Source organism: Dendronalium sp. ChiSLP03b, from assembly GCF_034531165.2.
Taxonomy (GTDB): domain Bacteria; phylum Cyanobacteriota; class Cyanobacteriia; order Cyanobacteriales; family Nostocaceae; genus Dendronalium; species Dendronalium minutum.
Window position 1 is genome coordinate 80,225 of record NZ_JAVRBR020000066.1, and the last position, 24,513, is coordinate 104,737.

Annotated in this window: 23 protein-coding genes and 1 pseudogene; 10 read left to right on the plus strand and 14 right to left on the minus strand. The window is 41.4% G+C overall.

All coding sequences use genetic code 11. The features are described from left to right. The first annotated feature begins 124 nt into the window (after positions 1-124). The 4 genes from RMY31_RS17015 to RMY31_RS17030 all read left to right on the plus strand — a co-directional run bounded on the left by RMY31_RS17015 (position 125) and on the right by RMY31_RS17030 (position 3,535). On the plus strand, positions 125-1,177 hold the full coding sequence (locus tag RMY31_RS17015) for an aldo/keto reductase (RefSeq protein WP_322656610.1): 1,053 nt from the start codon (positions 125-127) through the stop codon (positions 1,175-1,177). 136 nt (positions 1,178-1,313) lie between these two features. Next, a complete protein-coding gene (gene dps / locus RMY31_RS17020; protein ID WP_322656611.1) occupies positions 1,314-1,883 on the plus strand; it encodes a DNA starvation/stationary phase protection protein Dps in 570 nt (189 codons plus the stop codon). A gap of 370 nt (positions 1,884-2,253) precedes the next feature. Continuing rightward, positions 2,254-2,970, plus strand: coding sequence for a pirin family protein (locus RMY31_RS17025; RefSeq protein ID WP_322656612.1), 717 nt, complete (start codon positions 2,254-2,256; stop codon positions 2,968-2,970). 130 nt (positions 2,971-3,100) lie between these two features. After that, positions 3,101-3,535, plus strand: coding sequence for a hypothetical protein (locus RMY31_RS17030; protein WP_322656613.1), 435 nt, complete (start codon positions 3,101-3,103; stop codon positions 3,533-3,535). Between the two features lie 45 nt (positions 3,536-3,580). On the opposite strand, the gene RMY31_RS17035 is transcribed toward RMY31_RS17030, so the two are convergent. The 12 genes and pseudogenes from RMY31_RS17035 to selD all read right to left on the minus strand — a co-directional run bounded on the left by RMY31_RS17035 (position 3,581) and on the right by selD (position 14,619). After that, positions 3,581-4,183 carry a hypothetical protein gene (locus RMY31_RS17035; protein WP_322656614.1) on the minus strand — a complete coding sequence of 201 codons (603 nt, stop codon included), beginning with the start codon at positions 4,181-4,183 and terminating at the stop codon, positions 3,581-3,583. Positions 4,184-4,228: 45 nt separating this feature from the next. After that, the gene (locus RMY31_RS17040; protein ID WP_322656615.1) at positions 4,229-5,254 is read right to left on the minus strand and encodes a glucokinase; all 1,026 of its coding nucleotides are present in this window, start codon (positions 5,252-5,254) and stop codon (positions 4,229-4,231) included. A 58-nt stretch (positions 5,255-5,312) separates the two neighbouring features. Beyond that, positions 5,313-5,960, minus strand: a complete 648-nt coding sequence (locus tag RMY31_RS17045) for a histidine phosphatase family protein (protein WP_322656616.1) — start codon at positions 5,958-5,960, stop codon at positions 5,313-5,315. A 212-nt stretch (positions 5,961-6,172) separates the two neighbouring features. Further along, positions 6,173-6,736, minus strand: a pseudogene (locus RMY31_RS17050) (Uma2 family endonuclease). A 33-nt stretch (positions 6,737-6,769) separates the two neighbouring features. Next, positions 6,770-7,501 (minus strand): ABC transporter ATP-binding protein, encoded by a 732-nt coding sequence (locus RMY31_RS17055; protein WP_322656617.1) that lies wholly within the window; start codon positions 7,499-7,501, stop codon positions 6,770-6,772. Between the two features lie 110 nt (positions 7,502-7,611). Next, a complete protein-coding gene (locus RMY31_RS17060; protein WP_322656618.1) occupies positions 7,612-7,851 on the minus strand; it encodes a type II toxin-antitoxin system HicA family toxin in 240 nt (79 codons plus the stop codon). Continuing rightward, positions 7,848-8,057, minus strand: a complete 210-nt coding sequence (locus RMY31_RS17065) for a 2-oxoisovalerate dehydrogenase (protein ID WP_322656619.1) — start codon at positions 8,055-8,057, stop codon at positions 7,848-7,850. Before RMY31_RS17065 ends, RMY31_RS17060 begins: the two co-directional genes overlap by 4 nt. A 34-nt stretch (positions 8,058-8,091) precedes the next feature. Further along, entirely contained in the window at positions 8,092-8,883 is a 792-nt protein-coding gene (locus RMY31_RS17070; RefSeq protein ID WP_322656620.1) for an ABC transporter ATP-binding protein, read from the minus strand. Between the two features lie 38 nt (positions 8,884-8,921). After that, positions 8,922-9,848: a branched-chain amino acid ABC transporter permease gene (locus tag RMY31_RS17075; RefSeq protein WP_322656621.1), complete on the minus strand. Its 927-nt coding sequence runs from the start codon at positions 9,846-9,848 to the stop codon at positions 8,922-8,924. 33 nt (positions 9,849-9,881) lie between these two features. Beyond that, positions 9,882-10,832, minus strand: coding sequence for a branched-chain amino acid ABC transporter permease (locus RMY31_RS17080; RefSeq protein ID WP_322656622.1), 951 nt, complete (start codon positions 10,830-10,832; stop codon positions 9,882-9,884). A 7-nt stretch (positions 10,833-10,839) separates the two neighbouring features. After that, positions 10,840-12,084, minus strand: coding sequence for an ABC transporter substrate-binding protein (locus RMY31_RS17085; RefSeq protein WP_322656623.1), 1,245 nt, complete (start codon positions 12,082-12,084; stop codon positions 10,840-10,842). Positions 12,085-12,300: 216 nt separating this feature from the next. Continuing rightward, the gene (gene selD, locus RMY31_RS17090) at positions 12,301-14,619 is read right to left on the minus strand and encodes a selenide, water dikinase SelD (protein ID WP_322656624.1); all 2,319 of its coding nucleotides are present in this window, start codon (positions 14,617-14,619) and stop codon (positions 12,301-12,303) included. 427 nt (positions 14,620-15,046) lie between these two features. Here selD and RMY31_RS17095 point away from each other — a divergent pair, with 427 nt between their 5' ends. The 5 genes from RMY31_RS17095 (at position 15,047) to RMY31_RS17115 (ending at position 20,107) form a co-directional block, all read left to right on the plus strand. Then, entirely contained in the window at positions 15,047-15,796 is a 750-nt protein-coding gene (locus tag RMY31_RS17095) for a pentapeptide repeat-containing protein (protein WP_322656626.1), read from the plus strand. Between the two features lie 339 nt (positions 15,797-16,135). After that, complete coding sequence (locus RMY31_RS17100) at positions 16,136-17,629, plus strand: pentapeptide repeat-containing protein (protein ID WP_322656627.1); 1,494 nt, start codon at positions 16,136-16,138, stop codon at positions 17,627-17,629. 165 nt (positions 17,630-17,794) lie between these two features. Continuing rightward, on the plus strand, positions 17,795-19,012 hold the full coding sequence (locus RMY31_RS17105; protein ID WP_322656628.1) for a pentapeptide repeat-containing protein: 1,218 nt from the start codon (positions 17,795-17,797) through the stop codon (positions 19,010-19,012). 243 nt (positions 19,013-19,255) lie between these two features. Then, a complete protein-coding gene (locus tag RMY31_RS17110) occupies positions 19,256-19,501 on the plus strand; it encodes a hypothetical protein (protein ID WP_322656629.1) in 246 nt (81 codons plus the stop codon). A 3-nt stretch (positions 19,502-19,504) separates the two neighbouring features. After that, on the plus strand, positions 19,505-20,107 hold the full coding sequence (locus RMY31_RS17115) for a glutathione S-transferase family protein (RefSeq protein ID WP_322656630.1): 603 nt from the start codon (positions 19,505-19,507) through the stop codon (positions 20,105-20,107). Positions 20,108-20,200: 93 nt separating this feature from the next. Here the strand turns inward: RMY31_RS17115 and RMY31_RS17120 are convergent, their stop codons facing one another. Next, positions 20,201-22,249: a potassium channel family protein gene (locus RMY31_RS17120; protein WP_322656631.1), complete on the minus strand. Its 2,049-nt coding sequence runs from the start codon at positions 22,247-22,249 to the stop codon at positions 20,201-20,203. Between the two features lie 205 nt (positions 22,250-22,454). On the opposite strand from RMY31_RS17120, the gene RMY31_RS17125 reads away from it, so the two are divergent. Beyond that, positions 22,455-23,558 carry a TRAP transporter substrate-binding protein gene (locus RMY31_RS17125; RefSeq protein ID WP_322656632.1) on the plus strand — a complete coding sequence of 368 codons (1,104 nt, stop codon included), beginning with the start codon at positions 22,455-22,457 and terminating at the stop codon, positions 23,556-23,558. 154 nt (positions 23,559-23,712) lie between these two features. Here RMY31_RS17125 and RMY31_RS17130 read toward each other — a convergent pair whose 3' ends face one another. Beyond that, complete coding sequence (locus RMY31_RS17130; RefSeq protein ID WP_409878029.1) at positions 23,713-24,492, minus strand: LuxR C-terminal-related transcriptional regulator; 780 nt, start codon at positions 24,490-24,492, stop codon at positions 23,713-23,715. Positions 24,493-24,513 lie beyond the last annotated feature (21 nt).

Consider the following 24,513-nt stretch of genomic DNA (forward strand, 5'->3'; position numbering starts at 1 on the left):
TTTCTTTTTCACCCACAATTTTACTCAGCATGTACACTAGTATTTCAGAGGATGTTTAATAAGTATAAAAAATTTTATACTTATTAGATATTCTTTCATTTCACACTTCATCTTGAAATGAATTATGAGATACAAACTCTTGGGTAAAAGCGGGTTACGAGTCTCAGAAGTTTGCTTGGGCACTATGACCTTTGGTGAAGACTGGGGTTGGGGAGCATCTGTTGATGAAAGCCGGAAAATCTTTGATACTTTTGTGGAAGCAGAAGGCAATTTTATTGATACTGCCAATGGTTATACTGATGGCAGTAGTGAAAAAATTGTTGGTGAATTTATTGCCCAAGACCGGGAACGCTTTGTAGTTGCTACTAAGTATTCTTTTCCCTTGCGGATGAATGAGAGTAAGGGCGACCCTAATGCTAGTGGGAACCATCGCAAGAATTTGATTCAGTCGCTAGAAGGCAGCTTGAAACGACTGAATACCGATTACATAGATTTATTTTGGTTGCACGCTTGGGACTTCACAACGCCAGTGGAGGAAGTTATGCGATCGCTTGATGATGTGGTTCGTCAAGGTAAAGTACTCTACATCGGCATTTCTGATGCACCTGCTTGGATTATTGCCCAAGCAAACACAATCGCCCAATATCAAGGATGGACGCAGTTTGTCGCCCTGCAAATTGAGTATAATTTGATTCAGCGAACACCAGAACGGGATCTGCTACCAATGGCAAAAGCCTTAGATTTAGCGGTAACACCGTGGTCGCCTCTGGCTGGTGGCGTGCTGACAGGTAAGTATAACAAGCCACTGGAAGCAGGGGAAGAACAGGGACGAATGGCAAACTTTCCCGCAGGAAGTATTTCAGAACGAAGTTTAGCGATCGCTGAGGTTGTCGGTCAAGTTGCCTCTGAAACCGGACGTACAGCCTCACAGATAGCTTTGGCTTGGCTACACGCTCAAAATGGCGTAATTATCCCGATTATTGGCGCACGGAAGCTGACGCAGTTTCAAGATAACTTAGCTAGCCTAGATGTCACTTTATCACCAGAACATCTGCAACGGCTTAATGAAGTCAGTCAAATTGAACTGGGTTTCCCTCATGATTTCTTGCAGAGTGAGATCATTCGCGATCGCCTTTTTGGTGGCACATATAGCACCATAGACAATCATCGCGCCTGAGCGAGCAAATTCAAAATTTCTTTAGCATGAAAAAGATAATAGTTCAATAACCCGTTAATTCCATCTATCTAGAGAGAGTTCCAAAAACTTAACTACTATCTGTAGACTGTTTGTGTCGATCCAAAACGGTAGAATCATGAGCGATAACACACTTGCATCACGTCTTTACCCTACCCGTATTGACATTCCCGCTCAAGCGCGAGTGCAAATCGTGGTACTTCTTAATCAAACCTTGGCAGCTACTTTGGATTTGAAAACCCAAACAAAGCAAGCTCATTGGAACGTGAAAGGAACTGATTTCTTTCAGTTGCACGAATTGTTTGATGAAATTGCTGGTGAATTAGAAGAGTACGTCGATATGGTTGCCGAACGCGTTACCGCTTTGGGTGGATACGCTGTAGGTACAGCCCGCGCCGCAGCTAGCAATTCCATCCTGCCAGAATATCCTTTTGATATTTTGGATGGTAAAGAGCATGTAACAGCTTTGGCAGATCGCTTTGCACCCTATGCCAAACACCTCAGAGAAGCGATCGACAAAACCGATGAATTAGGCGATCTTGATACCGCTGACCTTTATACTGAAATTTCTCGCACCATTGACAAACGACTCTGGTTCTTAGAAGCTCATCTGCAAGTAGCAGAAGTCAAGGGAGAGAATGGTGCAGCAGGTGCTACTAAAACTCAAAAGACAGCTGCTGTAAGATAAGCACTTTTGGGCAATACACACTTCTCAAACCTATTAGTATCTTTTTAGTAAGTACGCCACTTTTAAGTGCGTACTTTTCATTTTATATGTATATACTTTACTATTTAAATAGTTGAAGACAAGGGCTAAAAAATTAAAAAAGCTTTTGATTTTGAAGTAGCAAAGCAAAAAAGCCTAGTCAGATAAAAAAGGTCATTGAAGTGATTTATTCAAAAAAGTCTGTCCTGTTATCCAAGACATGAAATAAGTTACACTCAGCAATTGTTAATTACTGCTGAAGGCCTTTTAACAGGCGATGTCTGATAAGAAACTGCCATATTTTGTTTTTTAGTTGCCAACAAAAAGACTTGAGAGTTAGCGAGGTAAACTTATGTCTCAAAATACGATTAACTACCTAATTCATGATAGAAATGCTCGCGGTCATGCTCAGATGGGCTGGCTCGATAGTTACCACACATTTTCCTTTGGTAGTTTTTACGATCCTAACCGCATGGGATTTCGCTCGCTGCGGGTAATCAACGACGATCGCATCGCCCCAGGTGCTGGATTTCCTACCCATGGTCATCGCGACATGGAAATTCTTACCTATGTCTTAGAGGGTGCAGTAGAGCATAAAGATAGCTTGGGTACAGGGTCAGTGATTCGTCCTGGTGACGCACAGATTATGAGTGCTGGTACTGGCATTGCCCACAGCGAATTTAATCCCTCACCAACTGAAGCCCTCCACTTGCTGCAAATCTGGATTTTACCTGACGAACAAGGCTTGACACCCAGATACGAACAGAAAGCTTTTCCCTTAGAAGAAAAGCGTGGCAAACTATGTTTAATTGCTGCCAAAGATGGGCGCGATGGTGCTGTGACAATTCACCAAGATGTTGATTTATACACTTCTGTTTTAGAAGATGGTGATGTTGTTAATTACCACGTTAAGCCTAATCGTTATGCCTGGTTACAAATAGCTCAAGGTATTGCAACCTTGAATGGTGAAGAACTTAGAGCAGGCGATGGCGTGCAAATCAGTGGTGAAGAACAACTGGAAATTAGCACCAACATCGGCGCAGAAATCTTGCTGTTTGACCTAGGTTAATCCTTGCCTGTGAGAGCATGTTTGTTAAGTACTGAATGATGGGCTAACTACCCTCACTCCTTCTATTCCCTTTTCCCAGTTTTGGGAGAAGGGAAATAAAATATATCTGTAAAGACAATCCAAACTGGTCATGTCACGAAAGGAAGAAAAAAATCGTCGCATGGAAATTCGGCGGGATATTGGAAATCGTCAAATCACAACAGATTCACCAATTACAACGTATTATTCCTACCCATATCTAGTTGCTCACGCCTGCTTTAGTTGTCAGAAAAGTTTCAAGTTAACTTACCAAAAAGATTGCGAGAAAGAACGCATTTGTCCAGAATGCGGTAAGGCAGTTTATTTAATGGAACGTGCGTTTAAAACCCCAAAGCGCAGTGATGATGAGCAGTGGAAGAAAGTGCAGAAGCTGTATGCACTAGGATTTCGATTTCAGAGCTATGGTAGAGATTATGAGCCACTTCCAGAACGTCTACAAGAGGTAGATACGTTTGTTGAAAGCTATCCCGAACACGAACTGCGAGTGGCAAAACCAGACAGCTCACTGCTGCCAAGCAAGCAGTGATAAAGCTATTAGCCTTGGATTTCATTCCAAGGCGGGTAGATTATTTTACTTTTTCAAAACTACTTGAAAGGAATTTAAATACCCCGTAATAGTTTTTGCTAAAGTCTTTTGCTGCTTTTTAGTAGTTATTGCCATTACTTGATATAGTCGCCCTTCGGCAACATACATGCGGCTTTTAGTGATTTTACCCCCAGCATTAATGTACTCAATTTCTTTGCCAGGATGACCATTTAAACTACGAATGCTTCGCTGACGAATTAAATTACTTTTCGTAGTCTTTAAAGCCATATCCCGTGCATCGTTTAGTATTGCTTGGGGGTTAGTTATTTCACCGTAACTGTATGGAAAGTCATTATAAGCAACTATATATGCAACTTCCTGCTTTAGTGGTTGAACGATGAATGTTTCTAAGTTAATTTCCCCCATGTAGGTTTTTTGAGCTTGAGTATTTCTATTGGGCGTTCCTGGCATCAAAATAGTAAAACGCCCGTCTGGGGCAGTGAATAACTTCCATTTGGGCTGTGCGGGTTTAGCAGTGGTTGGTTTCTGCTGAGAAACTGGTTGTTTGGGTTGACGCGCTTCAACTATGACAGAACCCCCACAAATTAAAGCGGTGGCGATGAATGGCAACAGACGTATGATTGTCATATTTTTTGCCTTTTAAGATGCAACTATTACTGATGATGCTAGTTGTTATAACCTAGCAGCACATAAAGCAGCACCTATTAGCCCCACTTGGGGATTGAGAATTATATACACGGGTATCTCTTCTAGGAGAGGACGCATCCTGCCTTTTTGGGTGAAGCTTAACAGGAAACTGCTGTTTTGGATTAAGGGCAGTATTTTGGGGGCAATGCCTCCAGCAATGTATAAGCCACCGTAAGGTAAGAGTTTTAGGGCCAGATTGCCAGCTTCTGCACCGTAAGCGTCTATAAATAATTGCAAGGTTTGTTCTGAAAGGCGATCGCTTCCTTGCAGTGCAGCTTTACCAATAGCCGCACCCGGATCGACACTTTTCTCCGGCTTTCCGGCTTCTTGTTCCCAGCTTCTGATAATTTGGGCGATTTCTGGTGATTCTGTGGCTAGTTTGCGATCGCGCAAAAATTGATAAATTGCCACAATTCCCAGCCCAGAAACTACTCGTTCTACTGAAATACGCTGGATATCATGTTTATCTAGCAGGTATCTTAATAGCTGAAACTCTAACTCGTTACGGGGGGCAAAGTCGGCGTGTCCGCCTTCTGAAGGAAAGACTTGATAACGATCTCCCTGCTTAATTAAAAATCCCTGTCCTAAGCCAGTACCAGCACCAATAATAGCAATGGGCGCTTCCGGTTTAAGTTTACCAGCTTGCAAAGTCAGCAAATCTTGTGGTTGTAAACCGAAAATGCCATAGCCCACAGCAGCAAAGTCATTGATTAGAGATATAGATGCAATGCCCAATTCTTGTTGGAGGCGTTCGGTATCCAGGAACCATACCAAATTAGTCAGCTTGGCAGTATTGTTCACTACTGGCCCAGCGATCGCAAAACAAGCTTTTTGGGGAGTTAGTGTGTTAGCTTTAACCAAAAACTGCTGCACCATCGGTACTAAATCGAGAAAATCTCCACTGTGGTAACTTTCCTCAAAAATAGTATGTAACTCTGACGAGTCTAATGTTTCAACCAATCGCAAAATAGTTTTCGTGCCGCCGATATCTCCTGCTAGTAACAAAGTCATAAAACTTATCGCTAATTTAGTGATTTTTGGAGAATGTACTGAGGCTAGCGGAAGTCATTTAAGCAAATCGAATTACTTCCTCAACCTGGGTTAAATGGGAAGTATCTCCTTTTAGTTCTAGTAACCATTCTGGCCCTTGAAGTACCACTTTTACTAGAGAACACAGGGAAGCCTTGACTTCAGTTTTCGCAATTTCACCTACAAGCCCTATTGTCCCACCCACCACGGATACACCGTGTCCTACCAAAAGGATATTTTCTGGGAAGAATTCAGCAGCTAGGCATCTAGCTGTTTGCCCGGAACGTTCCCATACTTTTTCGCGAGTTTCGGGATATTTGGCGGCAATGCGTGGTGTATAGCTGATGTCAATTCTAGAAAATAATTCTGCTAAGGCTGGAATTGAAAGTCTTTCTGGTTCTTCTGTCATCCACGCTGGATTTAGCCATTCACTCAAGCCTGTTTCGAGTTTAATGGGCAAATCTACCACTTGGGCGACTGCGTTTGCTGTTTGCACAGTTCGCAAGAAGGGGGAAGCAAAAATGTGAGCAATCTTTTCTCGTTTCAAGCGTTTGGCTAACTGCTGTGCCTGAGTTATTCCATCATCAGACAGCGGTGGATCGTAGCGTCGTTCTGCGGTAAGAAACCAATCGGGGTTGACAAAGTCGAGGCGGTTGGCATGTCTTGCGATCCAGACTATTTGACTCATAAGTTTAAATATTCAGGCGAACAGAATTCGCATTTACACAAAGATAGACACCCAAAAAAGAGGGCTGCAAATATAATATGACAATTTCTGTAATACTTTATAATAATTTAACCTATTTGGAAAATTTATTGGGTTTTCCTCGAAGCCTGTTTAGCTAAAGACTTAAATCTGATGTGAAATAGCTTGTTTAGGCATTACAAATTCTCATAAATTTATATCTTCAACCATTCAAATAGTTGCCCTACACTTAATTGCAGACCGCTAACTAAATTGGGAACTGGTAATATTTCTTGTTCTTCTTCTAAAAGTTATGGTTGCTGCTTTGGTGGATAAACTAAAACAGAACGCTCATCTGGATCGATTAACCAACCTAAACGGCTACCCTGGTTTAAGCAATGCAAAATATTTCCAGTTACTTTAGTTTGGTTTTGATCGGGTGAGAGAATTTCAATTGTCCAGTCTGGGTGAGTTTTAAAGATATTTGCCACCTCTCCACGTTCATCTAGGGGAATTCGCTCCCAAGCAAATACAGCAACATCGGGTACAATCGAACGTCCACCAAAGGTACACCGCAATTCTGGAAAGGCAATAGCCACTCTTTGAGGCTTAGTTATAGCATTTATACTACTGACTAACTCACCCTGAAGTATGCTGTGTTTTCCTTGAGGCATTGGTTTTTGAATAATTTCACCGTTGATATATTCACTTGCTGGCTTGGTTTCTGGTAGTTTTAAAAACTCTTCTAAACTTATGGGTTTAGTTGGTGAATTTACCATATATTTGCACCTCTTAAGTCTTATTTTAACTAATTATCCCAAATAGGCTTTTTTAACTCGCTCATCACTAATTAATTCTGATGCTGCACCTGTTAAAGTGATAGAACCAGCTTCTAAAACATATCCGCGATCGGCAATTTGTAGGGCAAGGTTAGCATTTTGTTCAACTAGTAGAATAGTAACGCCTGTTGCACGGAGATTTTCAATAATGGAGAAGATTTCCCGAACGATCGCAGGTGCTAAACCCAAGCTAGGCTCATCTAAAAGTAACAGTTGTGGTCTACTCATTAAAGCCCGAGCGATCGCTAACATTTGCTGTTCGCCACCGCTGAGGGTTCCTGCTAGTTGATTCCGTCTTTGTGCCAAACGAGGAAATTGTTCAAATTGACGTTGAATATCTGCTTTAATCTCTGCTTGGTTGGAGCGAATATAAGCACCTAATAGTAAGTTATCAAAAACTGTTTGCTTTGCTAATACTCTTCGTCCTTCTGGACAATGGGCAATACCAAGTTTGACAACTTCGTGTACTTGACGACGGGTAATATTACGTCCGCTATAAATAATTTCACCACTTTTAGGATTAACTATTTTAGAGATAGCGCGGAGTGTAGTAGTTTTACCTGCACCATTAGCACCAATTAAAGTAACTACTTCACCTTTTTGAATAGTTAAATTAATTTTTTTCAGAGCTTGAATGCCACCATAATTAACATCAAGGTTTTGAATTTCTAAGATTGTAAAATTTGGTTGTTCATGAGCGTTCATTGGCTATTCACATCTAGATATATTGAATTGTGAGACAAAGCTTAATATACATCAATATAAAGTCCCAAATCAGTGCGATCGCATTGTGACAAGATAAGATAATGCCAACACTAGAAGAGGCGATTGAGTAATTCTTCACGCTCTAAATCAAAGTGATTAGCGATATCTCGAAGAATAGCATTGAGAGTTCCTACCTTGATTGGATCGCGAGCAGGAATTGTGAGGTGATGTTCTCCATTTTCTTGAGTTGTCAGACGAACGTGGCTACCAGTCTGGCGAGTTGTTTCGTAACCCAGTTGAGCAAGTGCTTTAATGAGGTCTTCACAAGATAAATTTCTGGGCAGTTTCACAAGGCAATTACTTCATCTCTAACTATGTGCAAGCGGATAAGTTTGGGACGACTCTGCTTATCGAGATAATGACATTGAACTGAATCTCTTACCATTTCTCGCAACGTTTTCAAGTCATCCGCTTGTGTGAAAATAGACTCACCAAGCGCTCTTGCAGTGTAGCCACCGTCTGGGTCTTCTTCAACCAAAAAAATAATTTCACTCATACGCTACTAATAAAATATATTCTCATCTTAGTTATTATTCATTGCCTAAATAAGCTTCAATTACAGCCGGATTATTTCTGACAACAGCTGGTTCACCCAAGGCAATTAATTGACCAAAATCTAAAACAGCAATGCGATCGCATAATCCCATTACCAATGGTACATGATGCTCAATCAGGATGATAGTCAAGTTGAAGCGATCGCGAAGATTGCGAATAAATGTACTGAGTTGTTGTTTTTCGTTGGGATTCATACCGGCAGCAGGTTCATCGAGAAGTAAGATTTGCGGTTCTAAAGCTAAGGCGCGGGCAATTTCCAAACGACGTTGATCGCCGTAAGAGAAGTTTTTTGCTTTTTCTTCTATGCGTTCTCTTAAACCCATCAAATCCAATAATTCTAAAGCTTTACGTCTATTTTTGTATTCTTCTTTCAGAGCTGGTGGTAATCCCAAAACTCCTGTTATTATGCTACTTTTATTGTGCAAATGTCGCCCAATTATGACATTTTCTAATGCCGATAATTCACCAAACAGGCGAATATTTTGAAAGGTACGAGCTATACCTAATTCAGCTATTTGATGGGCGCGCAGTCGAGAAATTTCTGCACCTTGATAAAGTAGTTCTCCACTTGAAGGTGGAATGAAGGCTGTGATTAAATTAAAAAGTGTCGTTTTGCCAGCACCGTTAGGGCCAATCAATCCGAAAATCTCATGTTTATTGACTGCAAAAGATACATTATTTACTGCAACTAAACCCCCAAAGCGGCGAGTCAGGGATTTTGCTTCTAAAAGAATATTATTGTTATATGCTGGGTTGATATCCGACATTTTCTAATTTTCGCATATTAATTTTGCAGTTTCTCATTTTATTTATTTCTAATTTTACCTATTTTAAAAATATCTGGAGTTACCAAACCTTGAGGAAAAAAGATTGTTCCTACAACTATAAGCAAGCCAAAAATAATTAATCGACCATCACGTAAGAATTGTGCTAACCAATTAGGTAAACCGCCTGTATCTGCTAGTCCGCGTAAAACTTCTGGTAAGGCTGTAAATACCATACCACCTACTACAGAACCTAAAAAAGTTCTGGAACCGCCAATTAATACAAAAGTTAAGTAGATAATACTCGCATCAAAAGTACCTTGACGAGCATTCCATGTATTGAGAAAGTGGGCGCTAATTGCACCGACAATCCCTGCGAGAATTGCTCCAAGTGTAAACGCCATAACTTTATAGTAAGTGGGGTCAATTCCCATTGCTCCCGCTGCTAATTCATCTTCACGAATAGCTATAAACGCCCTACCTACACGAATGCGTTCTAAACGGTAAAATAACACCATACTAACTATTAGTAATGGCAAAGCAATCCATAAATATTCAATTGGTGTTTGGAAGGGTTGAGGAATACCAAAAATTCCGACAGCACCGCCTGTAATTTCCAGATTGAGCGAGATGACTCGTAGAACTTCTACAAAAGCAATAGTAGCGATCGCTAAATAAATTCCTCGCAATCGTAACGCTGGAATTCCCACTGCTACACCCAATAAACCAGAAACTACCCCAGCAATTAACATTTCTAATAATAAAAATTGAATCGGAAATAAACCAGTGCTTGATGTAAAAATTTGTGTAGATAGAATTGCTGCAATGTACCCACCTAAAGCATAAAATCCAGGGCTAGCTAAAGACAGTTGTCCTGTCATTAGTGGTAAATAAAGCGATAGTCCTAGCAACGCTCCTAATACCATAGAGACGATTAATGAACCGTAAGTAGAGAAAAATTCAGCCATGTTTTAAGTCAGGAGTTTCCTAATTTACTCTCGCTACACTTTCTGAATAAACCTACGCCCTAGCAAACCTTGGGGTCTAACTAATAGCATGATAAACAAAATTCCAAAGGCTACAGCGTCTTTATAACCAGAATATTCAGATGGAACAAACGCTTCTACTAAGCCAATTAGTAAACCTCCTAAAACTGCACCAGGAATACTACCTAAACCACCCAAGACAATCACAGCCAAACCCCGTAAACCAAAGGCAATACCAAAATACGGGCCAGCAATGCTGACACTAGAGGCTACCAAAGTCCCCGCCAACCCCGCTAAAAAACTGCTGATGAAAAAGGTTAATACAATAAAGCGATCGCAGTTAATTCCTAATAAACTAGCGGTAGTGGGGTCTTCTGCGATCGCCTGCATTGCTTTACCATATTTAGTACGATTAATAAAGTAAGTAATAATTCCCACAAACACTAATGAAACAGTAAAAATTACTACCTGTACGCTGCGAATAGGAATCGGTTTTTCTACACTACCAAAGTTAATCGCAGGCGGTAAATTACCGTAAGTGTCTGCGGGAAATGTGTAACTTTCTGCGCCTACTAAATACTGAATTAAGTTGACAATTACCACTGCTACTCCCAAGCTAGAAACAACCGTCAGCAAGGGGTCAGATCCTTGACGGCGTAAGGGTTGAAAAGCAATACGTTCCATCGCGATTCCTACCAATCCTGCCAAGGTACTTCCTAAAAGTAAAGCGATCGCAAATGGTAATTGTATGGGCAGCGTTAAATTAGCCAACAAGCCGTTAAATCCAAAAGTACCACCCATAAGTGCATAAGTGAAATATGCACCTAGGGTAAAAATTGCACCATGAGCTAAATTAATGATGCCCAAAATAGAATAGACTAAGGTATAACCCAAAGCAAAAATCGCATAGACGCTACCTATGGATAACCCGTTCAGCAATTGTTGTACAAACAGACTTATATCCATGTAGTAACTACTTAATAAATGCAAATTTGCTCTTGTTTCCGTCTTTTTCTATCTTGATTTGAGCTACATAAAAATCTTTTTGTACTATCTCGCCTAATGGGGTAAAACTAATTTCACCTAACGGCGTATTGTATTTCCCAGTTAGTAGCTGCTTGTTTAATTCAGTTCTTAGCTGTGGCAATTGTAATTTGTTGGCTTTGCTCTTTTTATCTATAGCTTGAAGAGCTTCAACATATACTTGTATTGCTGCAAAAGTTTGGGCACTAAATTGAGGTGGTTCTTTTTTGTATTGGTCATTATAGGCTTTGCGAAATGCAGCGTTAATCTCACCTGGATGTTCTGGACTGTAAGCTTGAGCAATCAACACACCATCACACAATGCTTTACAAACTGGAAATATATTCGATGTATTCAAACCATTACCACCAATAATTAAGCCTTTATAACCTAATTCCCGCAGTTGTCGCACTAAGTTACCACCATCAGCAGCCAAACCAGAAATAATTACTAAATCTGGTTTGAGGTTAATAGCATTAGTTGCTTGGCTTTGAAAATCTGTATCACTGGTTTGGAACTTTTGTACTGTTACCAATTCCAAACCTTGATCCTTAACTATTTTCTGAAAAATATCAGTTTCTGACTTACTGAAAGCATCATTTTGAGCGTAGAAAACAGCAACTTTTTTGATGTTAGGATTCTGCTTTAGCGCAGCTTTCACAGAGTTGGGAGCAACTACAGAAACTGGTGCAGACACACGAGCAACGTAATCACCTATTTCAGGTATTCCCTTGGCTGTATTTGATGGGCCAATAACCGGTACTTTAGCACGTTCGGCAATCGGGTCAGCACTAAAAGCTTGCTGTGACAAAGTTGGGCCGACAATTCCAACAACTTTATCTTTATTAATTAAAGTTTGAAAAGCATTTATTGCTCCTGCTTCATCGCCGCTAGTATCTTGAAACACCAATTTAATTGGAGTTCCATTAATACCACCCTTATCATTAAAATACTTCTCGGCAATTTTTGCTCCAGCAACTTCTTCTTGACCGAGTAAAGCGACGTTGCTACTTTGTGCAACAGCAATACCTATGGGAATAGCACCTGATGTCCCCGTCGTTGCTGTGGTGTTAGTTGCAGAGTTACTTGTAGTATTATTTTGGCTATTATTTGCAGAATTTGTGCCACCACCACAGGCTGCTAGCAGCACGCAAGTAGATAATAATACTGTTGTACGAGTAAAAGTAGTTTTCATTGGTCAATAATTATGTAGTGATTAGAAATCACGCAAAAGTTAATAGCCTTGGCCGCTATCTCTGAACCACAGGAGGCTGTATACACTTTCGCAAGAATTTTATTAAATCATTTTTATTTGAACATGCGATGGAAAATATTCAAAGTGTTTGTCAATACAAATTATTGTAGTCGGCGATGATTTTACCATTGCTAGGTAGAACCAGGGTATGTCTACCTACTTATCAATCAAAGTAATTGGTTGTGTCATTACTGGCGGCGTGATGCAACCAATTAAGCAACTATGCTCATACCCCAAGGCTTGGAGTGCGGCTAAACAATGGTTAGCTTGTTCTTCTGGGATGGAAGCTAAAAGACCGCCAGCGGTTTGCGGGTCGAATAATAGGGGATAATTAAGGTGAGATGCAACTTGCAAGCGATTTTGAATGTAACGCGATGCCTGTAAGTTTTCTGGTTGAAGCGAGCTAAAAATTCCTTTTTGTGCTGTTTCAATGGCCCCTGCTAACACCGGAATACCTGCAAGTTGTAACTCAACTGCAACATGAGAGGCTTGCACCATTTCCATTAAGTGTCCCAGCAACCCAAAACCCGTAACATCTGTGCAAGCAGTTGCGCCATGTTGCAACAAACAAGCCGCCGCAGCTTGATTTGATAACAGCATTGACTCTACAGCATTATCAATCCAATGACCTTTAGCTAGACGACGCATTTCGGCAGCAAATAAAATTCCGGTTCCCAATGCTTTGGTTAAAATCAACACTTGTCCGGGTTGCATTCCGCTTTTGCGTAATAACTTGTTGGGATAAGCCAGACCGTTGCAAGCCAAGCCAAATGCCAGTTCTGTTCCTTCGCTGGTGTGTCCGCCAATTAGCGGTGCTTGGGCTTGGTTGAGGACTTTGACAGCACCAGACAATAATTGGTAAAGAGTTTCTTCAACTTTGGCTGGTGCAGCGTAGGGAATGGTAGCGATCGCTAGTACACTTTGAGGAGTTGCCCCCATGGCAAAAATATCACTCAAGCAATGATTAGCGCTAATTTGCCCAAATATATACGGGTCGTTAATTAAAGTGCGAAAATAATCAATTGTCTGCACCAGCAACTGGTCTGTTGGTATTTGTACCACTGCTGCATCATCCGGTGCATCCAAACCAATGATGATATCTTCTCTATCTTTGGCAATTGGCTGTTCTTGCTGAATGCGAGATAGCACTTTTTCTAAAACAGTACTGCCAACCTTAGAACCACATCCAGCACAACGCATCAATGGGGATTGGGTACTGGGTACTGGGTACTGGGTATTGGATATTGGATGTTGGGAAAACTCTTTCCTAATCCCTAGTCCCCAGTCACTAGTCCCCAGTCCCTCGCTGAAGCGTTCCATGAAGCGGCGGTCAATCCAATCTTTCCAACGCCACAATAATTGGTGAGGTGCTAAGGTGAAAGCACCGCGTGTGGCGATCGCTCTTTTATCCCCTGTACCAATTAAACTTAAATATTGTTGCTGTGGTTTGTAAGGTTTCAGCGACTTACCTAATAAAAACCGTTGTAAGTTCTCAAATAACGGTTTCCCTTGCCGTACAGCAAACACCCCAGCTTTGGGACGAGGATAATTCACCATTGTGGCAATGTCACCTGCTGCAAATACTTCCGGGTGCGTTTGAGATTGTAAAGTATCTTTTACTAAAATAAAGCCTTTCTCGTCAGTTCCCAATCCGGTTTTTTTTAACCACTGGGGTGCAGATGCTTGCGTTACCCAAAAAATTTTATGACAGTTTCTTGTCAATCCAGATTCACATTTAATCTCCAATATTTCTTGATACTGTGGTGCAATTTCACACACAGTTTCTCCCAGATGCAATTTGATACCGCGCTTAGTTAAAATTTGCTTAACTAAACGCTGCACTGACTGATGATAATGAGGCATCAGTTCCTCGTGACGTTGGAATAAATGAATTTCTAAATTTTTAATTGGCTGTTGATTTTGATGCAAAATCTGATGTAGATGAGTTTGCATTGTTAAAGCCAATTCTACGCCACCAGCACCGCCACCCACAATTCCAATGCAAATCGCTTCTTGGGGATTTTTGGCTACTTCTGTCAGTAAATCATACCAATGTTGTAATAATTTTGATACTGGTTTAGCTGCGATCGCATATTCTGCTGCACCCGGTATAGATATTGTCGCTGGAGTGCTGCCAATATCAATAGACAGGACATCAAAATCTACGGCAGGACGATTAGCACAAATTACTTTGTGGTTGTTTAAATCCAAATCAACTACTTGGTCAATATATAACTGTGCTTGAGCAAAATTAGTCAATCTTCGTAAGTCAATGTGGCATTCATCGTGGCTGTAAAATCCAGCAATGTGTCCTGGTAGCATTCCTGAGTAGGGTGTATCTGAAGCTGGGGTAATCAGTGTCAACCGGACTCCAGACAAGGGTTGCATCCCAAACATTCTTAGCACAATGGCATGGCTGTGACCACCACCAATCAGCACTAAGTCTTTGACTATTGGCTGGGAGTATTGCTGCATCTATCAACCTGACTAAACAATTTAAAATTAAAAATATTTTAATCTTTTAGTTTTACTATTTTTTTATAGTTTGTTATTTACCATACAGTCAAATATTATCTTTAGCTTATCAGTTTATACATACCATTATCAACATCCTGTTTATAAAATGACTCTATTAATTTTTGCTCGCGTAATATCCAAACTAAACAACTATTGCGATTTGTCAATGACTGGGATTTTAGATGTCTTGTTGCTCGGTAATAGTTATAAATTTGTACTAGCATACTGATGGTTACAATTAGCCTCAAAACCGATTTTTATTAGCTAAATTAATAGTGATATTTCCTTATTGCTTGGCTTAAATAATCATTAAATTTACTAATGGCAAACTTTGTAAATGCGTAGACAATAGCTACACCACCGATAATTCAAAATCTTGTTGGTTATGTTAACCGCCATTATTAATGCTTACTACTCAGCGAAAAGACAGTTAATCACAAATCAAGTACCAATTATAAACATCATACCTGGGATAGTTTTTAACAAAGAAAAATTGCAAAATAATTCACATCAGGCACTTAAGCAATGCTTGAGAGTGGCAATAGAGGATTTAAATAATCCAAAAATTGATAACAGGCTGGCTGCAATCTATGATTTAGAGCGATTAGCTCATAGTTATCCAGAACATCACTGGAAAATCATGGAAATACTGACAAATTTTGTGCGAAATCATACTCTTAGCGTAAGTCAAGAGGAGGTCAAAAGCCAGCCATCACTAACAATTTGTACAGATATTCAAGTAGCCCTTACTGTGATTGGTAGAAGAGATGTTCAGCAAGACATGGAAAATGAACAACTTGATTTGAGTCACAATAACCTAAGAGGTGCAAACTTGAATGAGGCTAACCTAGAACTGACAAACCTCTATCAAGTTAATCTTTCTGGGGCTAACCTCTCTGGTGCTAACTTATCTGGGGCAATTCTCAGTGCAGCTAATCTCTCTGGCGCTAACCTCTCTGGCGCTAACTTATCTGGGGCAATTCTCAGTGCAGCTAATCTCTCTAAGGCTAATCTTTCTGGTGCTAACCTGCATAGAGCAAGCTTATATTTAGCCAATCTGCATGGGGCAAATCTTAATGAGGCCATACTAGATGGGGCTAACCTCCGAGAAGCCAAATTCTCTACAGGCGCTTAAGGAGGCAGTCCCAATGAAAAAAAAATTTCATAACCAAGCATGAAAATGTCTTTCCCTTACACCTTCACACCCATTTTCAAGCTAGTTATTTACCCCGTGCTGTACTAGCTACTTTTAAAGATAGTGGCATCACTTCACCGAGGCTAAAAGCGATCGCATAACTGCATAATTTTTATTACTACATAATAGTGTTAATTACTATAACATTTAATACCATTTTCTTAAAAAAAGACATATCAACTAATGCTGGAGACACATATTCAAATTTTTAGCTAAATGATATACTAAACATTCCAAACCTCTAGGTAATAATTCTGTGTTGTGAGGAATATTACTGATATGTCTGCTAAAAAGACAGACACTCTCTTACCTTGGCTAATAGCTATAACAGTCATATTTGCTCTCGCACTGACTCTAATTGTTTTCGCATCATCTGATATTAAAGGATTACCAATTCCGCAACAAATGCAATATAGAAATCAAGCATTAATAGCTACTGCCATCGTTTTTTTAGGATTGGCAGTAATGACGAATGCTTACTATGCAGCCAAGCGTGCGGAAGCTATGCAGAAAAATGCGTTAACGGAGCTTCTCCAATGGAGGCTTGCTGCTGAAAAAAACATTGAAGTGAGCATTGAAAACGCTAAGCTCCATCAAGACAGACTGGTGACAGAACGCTTGATGGCAGCAATTACCCAGTTGGGACATGAAAGAATTGAAACCCGAACAAGTGCAATTTATGTTTTAGAAAGAATCTCACAGGATTTTCCCCAAGAACACTGGACAATTATGGAAATCCTCACAGCTTTTGTACGAGAGAATGCTCCTATCCGTGATGAGGCTCAACAAAAGGAGGAAGACTTACAGCCAAAATACTGGAGCAGACAAAGAACCAGAGAGCAGCTGACGCAGCTGCCAGAAACGAACGTTTATGAAGCATCCCCAAAAATTCGCCGGGATATTCAAGCAGCCTTGACTGTTATCGGGCGGCGCAATTCCGAGATAGAACAAGAAACTCAGAAACTGGATTTACGTAATACAGACATCAGGCGAGCGGACTTGCTAGGAGCTAACCTCCAACGGGCAGATTTACGTGGCTGTGACCTTTGTGAGGCAGACCTACGTAGCTGTGACCTTTACGGTGCAGACCTTGAGGGCGCAAAACTAGTTCGTTCTGCTCTCTATGAAGCCAACTTGCTTAAAGCCAACTTGCGGGGAGCAAAACTTTGTTGGGCAAACCTCAATCGAGCTAACCTTTCTGGGGCTAACCTGCGTGCAGCCAACCTTTATGGTGCAAGTCTGCGTGCAGCAAATTTGCAAGGGGCAAACCTTTATAAAGCCAACTTGCAACAAGCGACTCTAAAAGTTGCCAACCTCTCAGGAACTAAACTATTTCTAGCTAACCTGCAAGGAGCAAAACTTGGTAAAGCTAACTTGCATCTTTCAGGTTTGATAGGAGCTAACCTGACTGGAGCAAATCTAAATGCCGCTAACCTGACTGGGGCAAATCTTAATGCTGCCAAATTGCATCATACAGAAGTATTTTTTGCCAACCTTAGCGAAGCCAGCTTGACGGAAGCCGACTTGCATAAAGCAAATTTGATGGGAGCTAATTTGAATAGGGCAATCCTTTATCAAGCTGACCTTTCAAGTGCTAACCTCATAGGAGCTAACTTCTGTGATGCTAATCTCTGTGATGTCAAACTCGAAGGCGCAGTTTTGACAGGAGCGAAAAACCTAGAATCACAACAGATTAGAGTAGCACTTGGCGATCGCACCACTCGCCTCCCTGATTATATCGAAGCACCAATACATTGGCGGCAGTCTAGTTGAGTGACTGCTGACACGGAGACGCGGGGACGCGGAGAGATTTGAATCATAAGTGATTATCTGGACTTGATATTAGTTATTTGGGCGCATTCTACCAGTTTCACAAAATGCTATAGTTTTTACCGAAGTCTCCAGAACTGTTACGGAGATGAGGGATAATCTAAATTTATGTCTGATAACAACACAGACACACTCAAGAATTGGTTGATCGGTCTAGCAGTTATATTTCTTCTCTTCATAGCTGGTGTTTTCTTAGCATTCTTGAATCTTGAGGGTTTATCAACAGAGCAAAGGTTCAAATACGGTACTCCAGCCTTAACAACTACTGGAGTTATTTTTGCTGGATTTGCAGGAATAATTAATGCTTACTATGCAGCCAAGCGTTCGGAAGCAATGGATAAGAGTGCTTTAGCTGCCAGTGAAAGTGCTAAAGCTGCTTTGAAAAATGCTGAGGCTGCACTGAAAAATGCCGAAATAGCAGAAGACAAGCAAATAACAGAACGCTTTGCTAAAGCAATCGAACAGCTTGGAAGTGACAAGATTGAAGTACGATTAGGCGCAATTTATACTCTAGAACGAATTGCCAAAGATTCCCCAAAAGACCACTGGACAATCATGGAAATCCTCACGGCTTTTGTGCGAGAGAATGCGCCTTTGAAAAAATACAAAGAAAAGGCAGAGAATGCAAAACCGTTAATAAATTATTGGATAAATGGTAATAAGTCAGAGGAGATAGAACAACAATTAAAAACACGCACAGATATTCAAGCAGCCCTTACAATTATCGGACAACGTAAGTGTGAGAATGAGCAAGAAAATCAGCGCCTTGATCTACATAATATTGATATCAGAAAGGCAAACTTTGAGGAAGCCAATCTAGAAAGAGTATATCTCTATAAAGCTAACCTGCAAAATGCAACACTCTTTAAAGCTAACCTACAAGGGGCCAACCTTGTTGCAGCCAACCTACAAGGAGCAGACCTTATTGAAACCAAGTTGCAAGGGGCATTCCTCATAGCAGCTAACTTGCAAGAAGCATTCCTCTCCTCAGCTAACTTGGAAGGGGCAAACTTTCATAATGCTGAAATGCAAGGAGCAAATATCTCTGAAGCAAAGCTGCAAAGAGCATATCTCTATAGAGCCGATCTGCAAAATGCAGGACTCTTTAAAGCTAACCTGCAAGGAGCATTCCTCTCTGAAGCCAACCTACAAGGGGTAAACTTCTCTGATGCTGACCTACAAAAAGCAAACCTTGAGGAAGCCAACCTGCAAGGAGCAAACCTCAGGGAAGCCAAAAACCTAGAGCAACACCAGATTGAATTGGCAATAGGCGATCGCACAACCATCTTACCGGAAAATCTTCAACGCCCCGAACATTGGAAGTAGCAACGCCCTTATTTTTACTCTAGACTTACCCAAAAACTCTTTGCAACTCTTATTCCTTTGTGTCCTTTGCGTCCTTCTCTGCGAGACGCTTCGCGAACGCGGTTCGTTCTTTCACAATTTTATCTAAGTCCTCATCTCTAAATAGTAAATTTTCAGCTTTGGAAGCTCAAGCTTGCACCTTTAAGCCTCAACATTGAGCCTTGGAACCTCAAGCTTGCGCCTTCAATCCTCGAAATTGCGTCTTTGACCCTCAGCATTGCGCCTTTAATCCTCGAAGTTGCACCTTTGACCCTCAGCATTGCGCCTTCAATCCTCGAAGTTGCGCCTTTGACCCTCAACGTTGCGCCTTTAATCCTCGAAGTTGCACCTTTGATCCTCAAACCTGGTTTTCCGAACTACTACTTCCTCATTTCCCTCATCTCCCCCGCCTCTAATACCTCAATTCAAGCTACACTACCCTCGGAAAACCTCAACATTCCAGGGTATTAACGCATGATTGACCTTTACACCTTCACTACACCCAACGGACGCAAGGCTTCCATCATGTTGGAAGAAGTCGAACTTCCCTACAACGTCCACAAAATCGACATTACCAAACAAGAGCAATTCACACCCGAATACATCACCATCAACCCTAATAGTAAGATTCCGGCAATTGTTGACCAAGAGACAGGCATTACAGTTTTTGAATCCGGTGCAATTCTAATTTACTTGGCAGAAAAGACAGGTAAACTACTACCCACTGACCAAAAAGGGCGCTTTCAAGTACTAGAGTGGCTGATGTTCCAAATGGGGGGAGTCGGGCCAATGTTTGGACAACTCAACCACTTTAAAAAGTTTGCCTCAGAAAAGATTCCCTACGCCATCGAACGCTACGAAAAGGAAACCCTCCGAATTTATGGCGTACTAGATAAACAATTGGCAGACAATGAATTTATCAGCGGTGATTATTCCATAGCTGACGTTGCGACTTATCCTTGGGTGGCAATTTATCAAATGCAAGGTTTGACGCTAGACAATCACCCAAACCTCAAACGCTGGGTTGAGACAGTGCAACAGCGTCCAGCAGTCCAGCGGGGGATGAATGTGCCCTAGGGAGAGGAGCAGGGAGAGCAGGGGAAGCAGGGGAAGATGAGGAGGTGTGGACATCCTTCTGCCTTCTGTATGCCTCCTGCCTCCTGCCTTCTGTTATTGCCCAATGAAAATTGTATTTGCTAAAACTTGGACTTTTGCTAGCTGGCGCACAAGACCCTGAGCTTGATGTTTATAAAGTGGTGTTGGCAACACTCTAGGCAAATCATTCATCCATTGCCTAGCAGTAGTAAAATTACATCCCGTAATCGAGGCTATTTTTTCTGCACCATCAGCAATAGCATTTTTAGTCAGAGCTTTTTCAATGTGTACCTGCCAAAGGCGAGGCAGCATTTCACCCCATTCAATTCGCTGCAAACCACTGCTGGCGGCTAAAACAATCAAGCGATCGCCAGCATTCAGCTTCACATCATCCCAAGGCATTAACGAGTAATTGTGTTGCCGCGCTTTTTGGTAAAGAATCGGCACGACACCATAGCCATGAGCTATTTGAGATAGAAGCAACCCGTTGAGAGTATCACCCTCCTCGATTTTGTATTCCGTCACCATGACTATCTCAGCATTCAAGTGAAAAAAGCTCAGAACGTTTTCGCCAAAAGCAGCACAAGCAAAAACTTCTGCTGACAAAGCTGCACCACACAAAACTTGGGCATAGGGAAACAGAGGGGCTATATTCTCACTAAATTGACGATCTTGAGAGCGGATAATCAAGCGAATGGCGGGGTTAATTGCATGAGCCATCAGACCAATTTCTAGATTTTCCATGCGATCGTCCCCGACTACAACAATGCTTTTGGCATAGGAAAGATTTGCCATAGCCAGCGCTGCGTTAGCATTGTCAACAATCAAGGGTATCTTGGGAAAAGTGCTTTGGTCGAGAGTGGTAGTATCTATTCCCACTAATGGTTGGTTGAGTTCTTGCAAAATACCAGCCACTCTCTGCCCCAACCGATTTAAGCCAATCAACACTACATGGTTGCGTTGTGGTATCGGCGGATGTCTGTTGAAAAACTGCAACCTAGAAGTGACAAGCGCATCAGTCAGCAATGCATACAACACTCCCACGAAAGCTTGACCTATCAACGTTAGTCCCAGGCTGAATAATCGCAACCACCACGGCATATAATCTGAGGGTTGTGGTTGCGATGTAAACTTAACACCGCCAAATAAATCACCGTATCCTCCCAAAAGCAAAACTGCTGTTGCATAAAAAGCTTCTTGCAGGGAGATATGAGGATAATACAAGCGGTAAAGAACTATTCCCATCAGCCACAAGATGAGTACGGTAATTGCATAGATTGTCGCAATTCGCCGGATTTGATTTTGGCTTTGGTAGTAAGATTGCCAAAATCGCATTATTTGCTGCTGGAGATTTTTCGCTGTTATACCTCGAACAAACTGTTGCCACTCCCACCAGAAGGGCTGAGATTTCCCTGGATATTGCTCAGACAAAGCCAGTTCTGGTGCCACCTCAATGTAGACAAGTGTATCTCCCGCTTGCACAAGTGCCTCTGGGTTCCACTCATAGAATTGTGTTGGTGGTTGAGATGAAACAGGTGTATGACTCAAGATGCGGCGAGTCGTTAAATTGAGTCGATGTACTGACTTGCCATTACACCAATCTTTTTGTTGTACCTGATGCTCGATAACTCGCAACAGTTGCCCCTCTAAAGTGAAATATCCAATAGCTTCAGATCCGAGGGCTGCCAAAGCAAAGGCATGAGCAGAGAGATGGGTAGGCTCAAAAGCAACAAAATTGCCTAGATTTTTGTACAAAAGTTCAGTGAAATTTTGTTTATCAGAACGTACAATTATGCGAACGTGCGGATTCATTCGTCGGGAAGCAAACGCCGCTTCTATATTCATCCGCTCATTTCTTGTCACTAAGAGTATTGAACGGCACTGGCGTATACCTGCCTGCTCTAAAACACTTGGTTGACGGCAGTCTCCTATAATTAAGTTTTCTATTAAGCTTGGTACTTCTGGGACTTCCCAATATTCAGGCTGCACATCATCAATGGCGCTAACTTTAACGTTGTATTCTTTTAAAACTGCAATACAATGTTGACCTAAACTTTTGAGTCCACATACTAAGAAAAGGTTTTGCTTTTTTTCTTGACTAGTGGTGGTTTGCGTAGAGTTCACTTTCTGTTGATGGCAGTATTCGGTACTGCTAAGGGCATTGCTACCAGAAATTGATGTTTTATTTTACGCTGTCTCTGCTGTGTTTTACTAGGAATCTTTCAAGCCTGGAATTCTCACTAGCGATAATTCCAGGAAAAACTCATCAAAAACCTGATAAATATTCTCTATCAGCCTAAATTCTCCGTCATTTAAATAACAAACAAATATGAAACGCCGAGAGGTTCTGAACACTGCTGCGATCGCCACGGCAACTGCTGCTACACTAGCTTCCTGTAACCAAAGCAGTAAATCCCCAAGCGTACAAACGGGACTGCCGAATATTCGTTGGCGGATGGCAACCAGCTGGCCCAAGTCTTTAGGTACTTTTATTGGTGCAGAAACAGTTGCGAAGCGAGTTGAGGAAATGACCAATGGGCGTTTCAAGATTACGCCGTTTGCTGCTGGGGAGTTAGTACCAGGGTTGCAAGTTCTAGATGCCGTGCAAGCTGGCACTGTTGAATGCGGTCACACATCCAGTTACTATTACATCGGTAAAAGTCCGGGATTAGCTTTCGCCACCGCTGTACCCTTCGGTTTAAACGCCCAACAACAGTATGCTTGGCTTTATCAAGGTGGTGGACTAGAAGCTATACACAAAATTTATACCAACTTCAACGTCATTAGTTTTCCCGCTGGCAGTACCGGCGCACAAATGGGGGGATGGTTCAAAAAAGAAATCAAATCTCTTTCTGACCTCAAAGGCTTGAAAATGCGAATTCCGGGATTAGGTGGAGAAGTAATGTCACGTTTGGGAGTCAACGTGCAAGTATTACCAGGCGGCGAAGTTTACTTAGCATTAGATAGAGGGGCAATTGATGCTGCCGAGTGGGTTGGCCCTTACGATGATGAGAAACTCGGTTTACACAAAGCCGCTCCATTTTACTATTATCCCGGTTGGTGGGAACCAGGGCCAACCTTAGATGTATTAGTTAACCTGACTCCTTGGAAGCGTTTGCCCAAAGAATACCAGGAAGTCTTAAAGACAGCGACTTATGAAGCTAACTTAAATATGTTGAGTCAGTACGATTCCTTGAATGGGCAAGCACTAACGCGATTACTTGCAGGTGGTACAAAGCTGGTTCCTTACAGCCCAGAGATTATGCAAGCAGCCCAGAAACTATCCTTTGAGTTATTTGAAGAAAATGCCAGCAAAGACCCTAGTTTCAAACAAGTCTACGAACAGTGGAAAGGCTTTCGGCAGCAGATTTTTACTTGGAATCGCATCAATGAATTAAGCTATGCCAATTTTGTTACATCTACAAATATTTAAACTTAATATTTAAGTATGTAAGCGCAAATAATTCATCATGGCTCGTATTTGCGCTTTAGCGAAGACAGCGCAACTACGAGCCAGTTTCAGAGATTTTACATTTCGTTATATAGCTTTGTTTTTCTCGCCGACGTACTTATTCGCAGACATTTTATCAGCTAGTTAATTGCAATTTTGCTACCATTTCCGCTCGTGCAGATACATCTAGCTTCCGAAAAATTCGCTTTAAAGTCTGCTTGACCGTATTTTGACTAATCCAAAGTTCATTAGCAATTTCGGCATTGGTTAAACCATTTGCGACTAAGGAAGCTATCTGCAATTCTCGCACAGTTAAACAAGTCACGCCTTCTAATCGGCTCAATTCTGGTTGTGCCCGGAGAAATGCTAATTTTGCGGAAATATGAGCGCAAATTGCACCCAGATGCATCAAATCCATTGTATTGAAGGGTGATGTTCCACTGGTTCGGGCAAAGTGAACTGTGCCAATCAGTTTTCCTTGCCCAACAATTGGCCCAGTCATGATATGTTCGTGGTCATAAATTTTGCCACATCCACTCTGATATAATTGACTCTGCTTCCAAGTCGCTTCAGTAAAAATGACTTGCTCATGAACAGGGATATGATGTTTGCTGACATACTTGATTACCGGATCAACTTCTGCACCAATAGTTTCGTAATAATCGAGAAAGCTATCTGGTAGTCCTTTGATCTCAATAGTCGCACGTTGTCCTAAACTGTCATGCAAATAAATACTCCAGTGTTGACAAGCGAACAAATCTCCCACTATATCCATATAGTTTAGGCGCAATTGGAGTTCATTCTTGGCGATCGCTATTTTTTGCACCAATGTCTGAAAGCTACGAAACATAGAAAAAATGTACTCAACTGGGTAATTGCCAGCCAAAATATTCAACTCTAGGATAACTGTATTCACTACAACATTTGGAATTGGCAG